The organism is Bacillus sp. J41TS8, from assembly GCF_018333035.1.
GTDB classification, from domain to species: domain Bacteria; phylum Bacillota; class Bacilli; order Bacillales; family Bacillaceae; genus Bacillus; species Bacillus paralicheniformis.
In genome coordinates this window covers 1-12,586 of sequence record NZ_BORF01000010.1, presented here as the reverse complement: position 1 = coordinate 12,586, position 12,586 = coordinate 1, and the positions used below count along the sequence as shown (strand labels likewise).

Sequence of the window (12,586 nt, the reverse complement as noted above, 5' to 3'; positions counted from 1 at the left end):
CGGTCCGTCTTCAGCCTTGGGCCTCAGCCCCTGGTTGCACAGCGGTTTTTTTTCGGTAAATCAATGCCGATAAAGAGATGCTTAATTCGTATAATACAAGCAGCGGGACGATCACCAACACATCCGAGATAAAATCGGGCGGTGTGATCACAACTGATACGACGATCAGCGCAAAATAAGAAATTTTTCTCATTTTACTGAGCTTGGCCGGATTTAAAATCCCGAGGCTCGTTAAAAACATCACGATGAGGGGCATTTCAAACAAAAACCCGAATGGCAGTGTCAGGTTCATCATAAAGCGAAAATAATGCTCCGCCGTAAACATCGTTTGAAAATGGCCGGCGGATAATCCGATTAAAAACTGAAGAACGAGCGGAAAGAGCACAACATAACCGAATACAATCCCTAAAATAAAAAAAGTGAACAGCCCCGGAATATAAAATAATGCCGTCCTCCGTTCGCGGTCGGTCAGCGCAGGCGCCACAAACCGCCATGTCTGAAAAGCGGCCACCGGTATGGTGGCTGCGACCGCCAGCACCCCCGCAATCATCATATATACCCAAAGAATATCCCCCGGCCCCAGTACAGCAAGCTTTTCATCAAGGTCTCTGATCAGCCAGTCATAGATGTCCTGAACAAACAAAAAGCCGGTGATGAGAAACAGAATAAACGTCAGAAGCGTTTTAATGATTCGCTGGCGCAGCTCTTCAAGATGGGCAATCAAATGTGTTTCCCTTTTTTTCACCTTCGACTTCCTCCCCTTCACATGCTAAACAGAAAAAAAGAACAGACGGGTTCACCCGCCCGCTCTATTGATCATCTATTTTGCCGATGGATCGCTTTGCTTTTTCACATTAGTCTCTTGTCCGATCTCATTGTCATCGGCAGATACTAATGACTTTGTCGCGCTTTTGAATTCGGTCAGCGTTTTTCCAAAAGCCCGGCCGATTTCCGGAAGCTTTGAAGGCCCGAAAATGATCAGCGCAATTACCAGAACCAGGATGAGACCCGGAATACCGATATTTGAAAGCATTTTGCTGTCATCCTTTCATTGATTACTGGGTTACTTTTTTCTCCTTTTGCTTCACTTGCTTCTGATGGGCTCTTGTATGTGCGAGGAAACGGTCTTCTTCGACTTCGTTTGACTTCTTCACGCCTCCAGGCACAATGTTGGAAGCGGTCCGTTTCAGCCCTGTGTAGTCTTTATGATAAACATAGGAAGCTCTTGTCGAAATCGCGGCACCCGGTTCTGTCACATATGGGACCACGCGGTAATCTGTCCGCCATTCTTCCGGTGTGACCGTACAGCGCACATAGCCGCGGTAATCATTGAAAAACTTGATATGAGGATTGTTCGATAAAATCTTATCCGTATCCGCTCTTTTATCAGCGCCGTTTCCTCCAGATGTAATCGACGTCCCGACGAATTCCACACCGAAGATGTCCGATTTTGGATTGTCAAAGTCAACGAGCAGGTTATTTGCCCAGCTGGCATGCACATCACCGGTGAGGACGACGATGTTGTTCAGTTTTTGAGATTTGATGAAGTCGATCACCCGCTTGCGCTGAGCGGGGTATCCATCCCACGAATCCATGCTGTAAATCGGCGCCGCGCTTGTTCCAAAGTTCCATTGCGCAAAGAAAATCTGCTGTGCAATGATGTTCCATTGCGCCCCAGAACGACTCAGGTTGTCAAACAGCCAAGCCTCCTGTTCGGCTCCAAGCAGTGTCCGCTTCGGATCATTCGATTCATCAGAAGGAGGCTTATTGCCATCTCCATTGGCTTGGTCATCGCGATACTGACGGGTATCAAGCACGCTAATGTCCGCCAGATTTCCGTAGGAAAAATTCCGGTACAATTGCATATCAGGACCGTTCGGCAGGGATTTGCGGCGGAGCGGCATATGCTCGTAATAAGCTTGGTATGCGGCGGCGCGCCGTTTAATAAACGCTTCTACTGACTGGCCTTTTTCAGGGATGACATTCGCGTAGTTGTTCTCCACTTCATGGTCGTCCCATGTGACAACCCACGGGAAGGCGGCATGCGCGGCTTTCAAGTTTGCATCTGAACGGTATTGGGCATGGCGGTTTCGGTAATCAAGCAGCGACATGATTTCAGGACCGCTGTGTGTCCTGACATTGCCTGTTTTTGAAACATATTCATTCGGACCGTACTCATAAATATAGTCGCCGAGATGAAACACAAGATCGAGCTTTTCCTTCGCCATATGCTGATAGGCGGTATAATAGCCGTGTTCGTACTGCTGGCATGAAGCAAAAGCGAATGTGAATGTAGCAACATCTGCCCCTGCCGCCGGAAGCGTTTTTGTCTTGCCGACGGGGCTCAGCTGGCTGCCGCATTTAAAGCGGTAATAGTACACATGATTCGGTTTCAGTCCGGATACCTCAGCATGTACCGAATGTGCAAGGTGCGGTGTCGCTTTTTCGGTTCCCCGTTTGACGATACGGCGGAAGCGTTCGTCTTCCGCGATCTCCCATTTCACGGATACAGCTTCATTCGGCATCCCGCCCCCGTTTAGCGGATCGGGCGCCAGCCTTGTCCACAACACGACGCTGTCAGAAAGCGGATCTCCCGATGCTACGCCAAGTGTAAACGGATATTCGGAGAATGTCGGTGCTGCATTGACTTCGATTGCCCCCATCGATTGCGCAATTGCAAGTCCGAGCGAAAGCCCGGCTATTTTGCCGGCCCCTTGAATAAAACGGCGGCGGTCAAACGTATTGTCCTTGAGGCTTTCCTCGCTCAGCTTTTTCATCCATTCCTCCAGCGGTCCTTCATGTGTCATTCGTATTACCCCTCTCTATACAAATGATTGATCGGGTTCTATTATAGGCAGAGTTTATTAATGAACTGTAAAGTATTGTAAACAGGAGGAGAGACGCGGTTGATGGTCCATCAAGTCGCACCGCCAATAGATGTGTCGAATTTTGTCACAATCCAATCCATTCGCCTATGATTTCGACAAAAACCCGGTCCTTTCCCGCAGACCGATTTTCCCGTTTTTCTTCACATGATCTTTAAAGAGAGAAAACAAAAAAAGCCCACACCATTGCCGGACAATGATATGAGCTTGATCACCAAGTGACTTTATGTAAGATGATGTTTTGACGGATTCATCGCAATGTTTTTATTTGCCGTTCATGTTTAAGGCTTTCATGACCACCTTTGTTGCCTCTGCAATAAGTTTATCATCATACTTGGCGTCCTTTTTATCCCTGCTGGATAATACTGCAAGAACGACAGGATCTCCTTTTGGCGGCCAAATGATGGCAATGTCATTCCGGGTTCCATATGATGCCGCTCCAGTTTTATCAGCCACTTCCCAACCGTCCGGCACACCGGCACGGATTAAGGCGTCTCCAGTGGTATTTCGTTTCATCCAATCGATTAAAAGCTCGCGTTTTTCACTTGGAAGTTTATCTTCAAGAGCAAAAGCTCGAAGGCTTGTGACAAGTGCTCTTGCTGTACTGGTATCCTGAGTTTCACCCGGATTCACTTCATTTAACTCTGGTTCGAATCGTTCGGGATTTGTAACCTCATCACCAATCTTCCTCAGTTCCTTTTTCAAACTTTCAGGTCCGCCAATTTGTTTAAGAATGAGATTCTGTGCCGCATTGTCACTATATCGAAGCGAAGCATCCGCAAGCTCTTTGAGCGTCATTCCCGTATCAACGTGCTTTTCCGTAATCGGGTTGTAGTTTACAAGATCATCACGTGTATATGTTATTCTCTGGTTCAGATCTTCTATTGATTTCTGTTGCAAAAGCACGCCTACAGTTAAAGCCTTAATCGTCGAAGCAAAAGCAAAACGCTCATCCGGCCGATACGCTACCGTCCGGTTTGTACCTGTATCCAATGCAAAGATCCCGAGTTTTGCATCAAATTGTTCCTCAAGTTTTGCAAAATCATCTTTCATCTCCGTCTTTTCATTCTTCTCGGCAGGTTGCGAGGCATTCGTTTGATTGTTAGCGCATCCTGCAAGCGCGACGCAAGAGAAAAGCAACACTGCTGCAGCCTTTTTCAGTTTTAAAGTACTGAACCATAATTTCATCAAAATCGTCTCCCTCCGTTTGAATATTTGATTGATCGTAACCAGATGAAGCACTCTTTCCACTATCCCTACAGTGTTATGGCTTGAACAATCACGAAACAATAATTGGTACGTACGATCTTTCAGCCGACTCAAACATCAAATCTTACAAATGTAGTCTTTGAAAGTATTACATATGTAAGATTTAAATGCAACCGTTTTTTCGGAAGGAAATGATGACCTCGTTTCCACCGGGGACAAATGAACGGAGGGAAGTGATGGAATTAAAAATGCAGAAACTGCATGTTCACTCCAGTTAAATTGACTTCTTAAAATGGCAAACCTATAATGAGAGTATTACATTTGTAAGTATAGGATGATTAAAATGAAAAAAATACCTCAAATCTCTGATGCGGAATTAGAAGTGATGAAAGTCATCTGGAAGCATTCTTCGATCAATACCAATGAGGTAATTAAAGAGTTATCCAAAACCAGTACATGGAGCCCTAAAACCATCCAAACCATGCTGCTGCGCCTCATTAAAAAAGGCGCTTTAAACCACCATAAAGAAGGACGGGTTTTCGTTTACACACCAAATATAGACGAAAGTGATTATATAGAGGTTAAGAGTCACAGTTTTTTAAACCGGTTTTACAATGGAACTCTTAATTCGATGGTATTAAACTTTTTGGAGAATGATCAGCTGTCAGGTGAAGAAATTAATGAATTGTATCAAATATTAGAAGAACATAAGAACAGAAAGAAGGAATGAAATGAGCAGTTCTTTCTTTATTCCCTTTTTGGTTAGTCAAATTCTATTGTCTCTGTTTTTTTCTATCATCATACTCATTAAAAAACTGCTCAGGACTCAAATCACTGTAGGCACCCACTATTATATTAGCGTGATTTCTCTTTTGGCATTGATCGCTCCTTTTATCCCCTTTCATTTTCTAAAAAGCCATCATTTTGACTGGATTCTGAATTTAGGAGGAGCTCAATCGGCCTTATCCCAAACCCACTCCACAGACAAGACGACAGAAGCAATCGGCCAACATGTAAACTGGGTGCAGGACTTTTCGTTGTCGATTGAACAATCGTCTTCCAAAATGATAGATTCAGCCTTTTTCGCAGTTTGGATATTGGGCGTTGCCGTTATGCTTTTGGCTACTCTTTATAGCAATCTAAAAATCGGCAAAATAAAAAAGAACCTGCAAATTGTTAACAACAAAGAGCTATTATCCCTTTTTCACACATGTAAAGAGGAAATACGCTTTCATCAAAAAGTCATTTTGGGCCGTTCTCCATTGATAAAATCCCCCATTACATTTGGGGTCATTCGTCCATATATTATCTTGCCAAAAGATATTTCAATGTTTTCAGCCGACGAAATGAAATGTGTTTTGCTTCATGAACTGTACCATTGCAAACGAAAAGATATGCTTATCAACTATTTTCTTTGCCTGTTGAAAATCGTCTATTGGTTTAATCCTCTCGTATGGTATTTATCAAAGGAAGCGAAAACGGAGATGGAGATTTCTTGCGACTTTGCCGTATTAAAAACGCTTGATAAAAAATTGCACCTCAAATATGGCGAGGTGATTTTAAAATTCACTTCAATTAAGCAAAGAACATCGTCTTTGTTAGCCGCTTCTGAATTCAGCAACTCATACAAACATATCAAAAGACGGATTGTTACAGTTGTCAACTTTCAGACGGCATCACCTTTGCTAAAGGCGAAAAGCGCCTTAGTGTTCACTCTTGTTCTTGGGGCCATATTAGCCGGTACTCCTTCTGTGTCTATATTGGCCATGCAAAAAGAAACACGCTTTTTACCCGGCACCAATGTAGAATACGAAGATTACAGCACTTTTTTTGATAAATTTTCAGCCTCAGGGGGCTTTGTCCTGTTTAATTCTAATAGGAAAAAGTATACAATATACAATAGGAAAGAAAGCACCTCCAGATTCGCACCTGCTTCCACCTACAAGGTGTTTAGCGCATTGCTCGCACTGGAATCCGGGATCATCACGAAGAACGACTCTCACATGACTTGGGATGGGACTCAATATCCGTATAAAGAATGGAATCAAGACCAGGATTTATTCTCTGCGATGAGCAGCTCCACAACATGGTATTTTCAAAAATTGGACCGGCAAATTGGGGAGGATCATTTACGTCATTATCTCAAATCTATACATTATGGAAATGAGGATTTTTCAGTCCCGGCCGATTATTGGCTGGATGGCTCTCTTCAAATTTCTCCACTTGAACAGGTCAATATATTAAAAAAGTTTTATGATAACGAATTTGATTTTAAACAGTCTAATATTGAAACTGTGAAAGATTCGATACGTTTAGAAGAATCAAATGGCAGGGTTTTATCCGGTAAAACCGGAACCTCGGTAATCAACGGGGAACTCCATGCCGGTTGGTTTATCGGGTATGTAGAAACTGCCGATAATACTTTTTTCTTTGCTGTTCATATTCAAGGTGAAAAACGGGCTGCCGGAAGCTCCGCTGCCGAAATTGCACTTTCCATTTTAGATAAAAAAGGGATTTATCCCTCCGTTTCCCGATAACAGTTTACTTTTTATTCTATGAACATGAATGATGCGCAAATCGATGAATGGTCCTTTCACATTCCTAATAATACGGAACTTGGAGGCAAGAACATGGAAACCCTTTATACAGAAAGATTGACTTTGAGAAAAATGGAATTGGAAGATGCAGATGTCCTCTGTCAATACTGGTCAGATCCGGAAGTCACAAAATATATGAATATCACGCCTTTTACAGACGTCTCACAGGCGCGGGACATGATCCAAATGATCAATGATTTAAGCCTTGAAGGGCAGGCAAACCGCTTTTCAATCATTGTGAAAGAAACGGATGAAGTCATCGGGACGTGCGGTTTTAATATGATCGACCAGGAAAACGGCAGAGCTGAAATCGGCTATGACTTAGGGAGAAATCATTGGGGAAAAGGCTTTGCTTCCGAAGCTGTTCAAAAGCTGATCGACTACGGCTTTACAAGCTTGAACCTCAACCGGATCGAAGCGAAGGTAGAGCCCGAAAACACGCCTTCAATCAAACTCCTCAACTCGTTATCCTTTCAAAAGGAAGGACTGCTAAGAGATTACGAGAAAGCGAAAGGAAGACTGATTGACGTATACATGTTTTCGCTGCTGAAAAGAGAATACGCTGGGTAACCGGCATGCAGAAGAGCTTCCTCTAAGGTGAGGAAGCTCTTTTTAACCCCTTTTTCCGGCGCTTTCGCTCAACCGCTTGGCTTCCAAAAAGAAAACCTGAATAAATTTCTTCGTGTTGACGCGGGCGGACGGCAAGGCGGCGGCAGAGTCTTTCTGCAGCTCTTTCATTTTTTTGCTGATGACAGTAAAGTCAAAAAAACGGGACGCATAGCTTTCAAACCGCGGATTTGAAAAATCTGTTAAACCGAGTGATGCGAAATGGTTTAGCGAATGGCTGACCGCCCGCCGTATCCGCTGCTCAGACGCTTTAATCTCCCTGTTGATCTCCACGGGTGAAGCAGCCGGCCCGAGCTTTTGCTCGGCAATCTGATGAAAAATCTGTTTGAGCGGCGGAAAGTCCTTTTCATATAATGAAGTCTGTTCATCATCAAACAAATACTGAAGGATGGCGAGTAAATCCTGGGACCCGCTCTCCCCGACGATTCCGAGTTCAGAAAGGAGAAATTCGCCCGTTTCCTGAATGCTTTTTTCCCTAAAGCCGTTTTTTCGTCCGCTGCCGAGACTCACGAGCCGGTTCAGCGAAGATTGTATGTCATGGATCGACCTTTCCAGCTCGATGCGCTCCTTGACTTTTTGAATGACGTTCAAGATTTCAATGCGGTTAATCGGTTTATGTATATAATATTCAATCCCCAAAGAATAGGCTTCACCGATCATTTCCTTCGATTCCACCTGGGAAATCATGATGATCTTCCCTGAGAAAGCGCCATACAAATGACGAACCGTCTCAATTCCGTCGCGGAGCGGCATTAAAAGATCGACAAACAAAATATCAATTTGCTGCAAATTCAGGACGTGGCCTTCCAAATCGCAGCCGTCTTCCGCTTCTCCGGCCACTTCTCCCAAATCTTCGTCTTCAATGATTTGTTTTAAAATCGATCGCACAGCACGGTCATCATCTGCAATAAAAAAACGCACAGGCCTTCACCCTTTCTGAATCAATTGTTGGACCGGAAGTCTGATCGTAAACACAACACCGCTTGCATCACTCTGAAATCGAATGCTCCCCCCGAGCTCCTCGACAGTTTCCTTCACATAAGACAAACCGATTCCGGTTGAAGGGGTTCCGAATTCATCATATTTTGACGTGTATCCCGGCTCAAACACCACATCCCCGACTTTCTCTGGAATGCCCGGTCCGTCATCTTCCACGCGGCATTCCAGCATGTCATCGGCGCGCCTATAGAGGCTGAGGCGGATGGAGCCCTGTCTTTGAATCGCTTCCACCGCATTCGCCATAATATTATTAATCACGGATAATACAGTATACACGTGGTATTTTGGATGTTCTCCGCCTATCGAATAATGAAAGTCAATGTCTTTTTCGAGCGATTCGGCATACTTTCGATTAATGCCGGTCACAAGCCGGACCAGATCTTCTGCCGCCATGTAGTCTCTGAAGCTTTCTTTCGAAATTAGTTTTGAAAGCCCGGCGAAAATGCGCTGGTTGTCTTTTTTGACCTCGTGGATTTCACCGGCGAGGCGCAGCACCTTCTGGCTGATCTGCCGGACAGAGGAATTGTTATCGCTCTGTCTATTTAAGAGCCTGTACAGCTGATAGGATTCGTTCGTAATCTCTTCAGTATTCTTCAACGTCTTTTTCAAATGAACGGTTTCTTCGTATAAATTTGAAACGATCATCAGCATGTGCTCATTTTGTTCGCGGATCTGCTTTTCCCGCGATTGCGTTTCATACAGCTTCATGACATTAAAAAAGCTCAGCACAATAAAGCTGTGGGAAAAAGCAATCGCCATCATGTCGCGGATCTTTCCCGGGGTGACGGTAGACTCGAACATCATATATTGAACGACCAGTTCGGCTCCATCGGCAATCAGTTCAATTCCGAAGCCCAGAAACCCGATGTAGAGCGGGCGAAATTGAAATCGCTTCACTTTTGCCAAGTAGAATAGAAACGCATATGTGAAATAAAAGAAAAAAGTCGGATAATGGTGATAAAAGGATGACAACCAATCGATCTGCCCCGGGCCGAATGCATCAAGCAGCACCCGAAACCCGACGACGGCCGCTCCCGTTAAAAAGCCGGACAGCACAGCCGGGACATTCCGCAGCAGCAACAAAAGAAAGAAAAAAGTTGGAACGCCGAAGCTGACCCGGAAGGTCTCGTTCAACGGATAAAACTTCAGCTCTCCTGCGAGCGGCACCGTTAACATCATCACTGTTAAGATATAGCCGTCTTTCTTTACAAGCCGGGCCGCCTTTTTCATCACGCTTCCCCAATTTCCACCCATCATGCTGATCCTCCATTACAAACGTGTTGCTTTATTTTGACTTTAACCGCACGTTTTCCGCAACTCCCATTTTACCCACAGTCGATTTGATTTTTAAATCAATTGGCTTATTTTTTAAATATTTTTGTCGCTTTTTGTAGGTTTATGTAGGTTCTATTATAAATTGAATGTATATTTTCTCTATTTGAAAACGCTTATATTTTCCCGCAACTCACTCCCTTGCGCAACCCAAACCCCTTTTCCCAGGAAAGAACAGGCTTTAAAACAACTTGTGCGGCAGAGGCTTATACCCCTTTGCCTTCTGCCGCCATGCCCTAATCACCGCTTTTTAGAGCCTCGTATTTTTTCAGCAAACCTGCAAGCTTTAACAGGTCAGATTGGAGGAAATTCGATGAATGAAGTATTGGAAGAACGCTATGACGCCCGCTTCTGGCAATCCCGCCTTGAAGATTTGGTTGAACATTACCGTCCTTTTTCCGCAAGCGGACGCAACGCCGAATACATTCCCGCTTTAGGAAAAATCGACTCTAACCAGCTCGGCATCTGTGTGATCGGTTCTGATCAAACGGTGATCAAAGCAGGAACTTGGGACGTATCATTCACACTCCAGAGCATCTCAAAGGTGGTCAGCTTTATCGCAGCGTGTTTGACGAAAGGGATTTCTTACGTATTAGACCGTGTTGATGTAGAACCGACGGGAGACGCGTTCAATTCAATCATCCGCCTTGAAATGCACAAGCCGGGAAAGCCGTTTAACCCGATGATCAACGCCGGAGCGCTGACCGTTGCGTCGATCCTACCCGGTGAATCGGCACTGGAAAAAATGGAGTCGCTTCATGAAGTCATTGAAAAAATGATTGGAAAACGGCTTGAAATCAATGAGGAAGTATTTCGGTCAGAGTGGCAAACCGCCCATCGGAACAGAGCATTGGCCCATTATTTAAAGGAAACCGGCTTCCTCGAAGCAGACGTCGAAGAAACGCTTGAAGTCTATTTGAAGCAATGCTCCATGGAAGGAAGCACTGAAGACATCGCCTTGATCGGCATGATTCTCGCAAATGACGGATATCACCCTCTCCGCCAAGAGCAGGTGATCCCGAAGGATGTCGCCAGGCTGACAAAAGCTTTAATGCTGACGTGCGGCATGTACAATGCTTCAGGAAAATTCGCGGCCTTTGTCGGCATTCCGGCAAAGAGCGGCGTCTCCGGCGGAATCATGTGCGCGGTGCCTGCCAGCATGAAAAGAGAACAGCCTTTTCGGCATGGATGCGGCATCGGCATCTACGGTCCGGCGATTGACGATTACGGCAACAGCATGACGGGCGGAATGCTGTTAAAACATATAGCCCGTGAATGGGATCTCAGTATTTTTTAAAATCACAAAAAAGAGGTGAAAGCATGCAGCAATTCCTTCAAGAAGTCATTGTTGTCACAAATGATTTTCTTTGGTCAAAACTATTAATTATTATGCTTCTGGCTTCAGGACTGTTTTTTACTTTTAAATCGAAGTTCTTTCAAGTTCGCTTGCTGAAAGACATGTTCCGGGTTTTAAAGGAAGGAGCACCCGACAAAAACGGAATCTCTCCTTTTCAGGCTTTTTGCATTAGCATGGCCGCGAGAGTAGGCACAGGAAATATTACGGGGATTGCGATCGCCATTGCCTTGGGCGGACCCGGCGCTATCTTTTGGATGTGGATCATCGCCATCATCGGTTCGGCGTCAAGCTTTGTCGAAAGCACGCTGGCGCAAATTTATAAAATAAAGGATAAAGACGGCTTCCGCGGCGGCCCTGCTTACTATATGGAAAAGGGTTTGAAAAAACGCTGGATGGGTGCGCTGTTTGCCGTCTTGATTACATTATCCTTCGGAATCGTGTTTAACGCGGTCCAGTCCAATACGATAACGGTCGCTTTTGAAAACTCATTCGGCACAGACCGTCTTACACTGGGGATTATTATTACCATTGCCTTCGGCATCATTACCTTCGGCGGTATCAAACGGATCGCCAAGCTGTCCGAATATATTGTCGTATTTCTCGCCGTCTTATATATCGGCGTCGCCGTTTTTGTCATGCTGATGAACATTACGAAACTGCCGGACGTCATCTCTTTGATTGTCGGTCATGCGTTTGGCCTTGAACAAGCGGCAGGCGGAGCCATCGGCGCAGCGCTAATGAACGGAATCAAACGCGGCCTCTTCTCGAATGAAGCCGGGATGGGCAGCGCGCCGAATGCAGCAGCCGCAGCGACAACGAGCCATCCTGTCAAACAGGGTCTTGTCCAGGCTTTAGGGGTTTTCACGAGCACTTTGGTGATTTGTTCAAGCACAGCTTTTATCATTTTGTTTTCCGATGCGTATCAAGAACCGGGGCTGAGCGGAATCGAGTTGACGCAAGCATCGCTCAGCACGCACATCGGAGCATGGGCCTCAGGCTTTCTTGCCATTATGGTGTTCCTGTTTTCTTTCAGCACCTTAATCGGAAACTACTACTATGGAGAAACGAATATCGAATTCCTGCACACGAACAAAGCATGGCTCTTCATTTACAGAATCTGTGTGCTTGCGATGGTTATCTTCGGATCGGTATCAAAAGTCCAGCTTGTGTGGGACCTCGCCGACTTGTTCATGGGCTTGATGGTCATCGTCAACTTAATCGCGATTTTCCTGCTGTCAAAAGTGGCATTTGCCGCCTTGAAAGACTATGTGAAACAGCGAAAAGCTGGAAAAGATCCGGTCTTTTATAAAGATGCTCTTGAAAACCATGAAGGCGTCGAATGCTGGGAACGCTCCGGCACCGAACAAAAAACCGAAAGCAAAAATGCGATATAACACAAGCCGCCGTATCCGGCGGCTTTCAGCTTGTCGACAAAGCCACAAAAAGTGGCTTGATCGACAAGCTTTTTTTGTTAAAATGTGAGTGAAATCTAGTTTTTGGAGGTTTTTCCATGTTGTCTAAGCACTCTAAAGATCAGCGCGAACAGCTTGAAGTCTTTGCCTTAAGTGAACTTGTCCCGG

11 protein-coding genes are annotated in these 12,586 nt (G+C 45.1%); 5 read left to right on the top strand and 6 right to left on the bottom strand.

Annotation, left to right across the window (positions count from 1 at the left end; genetic code table 11):
• Positions 1–10: 10 nt before the first annotated feature.
• From tatC to blaP, 4 genes are all read right to left on the bottom strand, one after another.
• The gene (tatC, locus tag KI350_RS14080; protein WP_020449995.1) at positions 11–745 is read right to left on the bottom strand and encodes a twin-arginine translocase subunit TatC; all 735 of its coding nucleotides are present in this window, start codon (positions 743–745) and stop codon (positions 11–13) included.
• A gap of 75 nt (positions 746–820) precedes the next feature.
• Positions 821–1,033, bottom strand: coding sequence for a twin-arginine translocase TatA/TatE family subunit (locus KI350_RS14075; RefSeq protein WP_020449994.1), 213 nt, complete (start codon positions 1,031–1,033; stop codon positions 821–823).
• A gap of 22 nt (positions 1,034–1,055) precedes the next feature.
• Positions 1,056–2,807, bottom strand: a complete 1,752-nt coding sequence (locus tag KI350_RS14070; protein ID WP_143261176.1) for an alkaline phosphatase D family protein — start codon at positions 2,805–2,807, stop codon at positions 1,056–1,058.
• A gap of 342 nt (positions 2,808–3,149) precedes the next feature.
• Positions 3,150–4,073, bottom strand: a complete 924-nt coding sequence (gene blaP, locus KI350_RS14065; protein WP_023857755.1) for a class A beta-lactamase BlaP — start codon at positions 4,071–4,073, stop codon at positions 3,150–3,152.
• A 364-nt stretch (positions 4,074–4,437) separates the two neighbouring features.
• Here blaP and KI350_RS14060 point away from each other — a divergent pair, with 364 nt between their 5' ends.
• The 3 genes from KI350_RS14060 (at position 4,438) to KI350_RS14050 (ending at position 7,261) form a co-directional block, all read left to right on the top strand.
• Positions 4,438–4,824, top strand: a complete 387-nt coding sequence (locus KI350_RS14060; protein ID WP_020449991.1) for a BlaI/MecI/CopY family transcriptional regulator — start codon at positions 4,438–4,440, stop codon at positions 4,822–4,824.
• A 1-nt stretch (position 4,825) separates the two neighbouring features.
• Positions 4,826–6,631: a BlaR1 family beta-lactam sensor/signal transducer gene (locus tag KI350_RS14055; RefSeq protein ID WP_020449990.1), complete on the top strand. Its 1,806-nt coding sequence runs from the start codon at positions 4,826–4,828 to the stop codon at positions 6,629–6,631.
• Positions 6,632–6,724: 93 nt separating this feature from the next.
• Positions 6,725–7,261: a GNAT family N-acetyltransferase gene (locus KI350_RS14050; RefSeq protein WP_020449989.1), complete on the top strand. Its 537-nt coding sequence runs from the start codon at positions 6,725–6,727 to the stop codon at positions 7,259–7,261.
• Between the two features lie 42 nt (positions 7,262–7,303).
• Here KI350_RS14050 and KI350_RS14045 read toward each other — a convergent pair whose 3' ends face one another.
• Both KI350_RS14045 and KI350_RS14040 read right to left on the bottom strand, forming a co-directional pair.
• Positions 7,304–8,239, bottom strand: a complete 936-nt coding sequence (locus KI350_RS14045) for a DNA-binding domain-containing protein (protein WP_020449988.1) — start codon at positions 8,237–8,239, stop codon at positions 7,304–7,306.
• 6 nt (positions 8,240–8,245) lie between these two features.
• On the bottom strand, positions 8,246–9,574 hold the full coding sequence (locus tag KI350_RS14040) for a sensor histidine kinase (RefSeq protein ID WP_031305214.1): 1,329 nt from the start codon (positions 9,572–9,574) through the stop codon (positions 8,246–8,248).
• Between the two features lie 388 nt (positions 9,575–9,962).
• Here KI350_RS14040 and KI350_RS14035 point away from each other — a divergent pair, with 388 nt between their 5' ends.
• Positions 9,963–10,946 carry a glutaminase gene (locus KI350_RS14035; protein ID WP_020449986.1) on the top strand — a complete coding sequence of 328 codons (984 nt, stop codon included), beginning with the start codon at positions 9,963–9,965 and terminating at the stop codon, positions 10,944–10,946.
• A 23-nt stretch (positions 10,947–10,969) separates the two neighbouring features.
• The gene (locus KI350_RS14030) at positions 10,970–12,400 is read left to right on the top strand and encodes an alanine/glycine:cation symporter family protein (RefSeq protein WP_143261174.1); all 1,431 of its coding nucleotides are present in this window, start codon (positions 10,970–10,972) and stop codon (positions 12,398–12,400) included.
• Positions 12,401–12,586 lie beyond the last annotated feature (186 nt).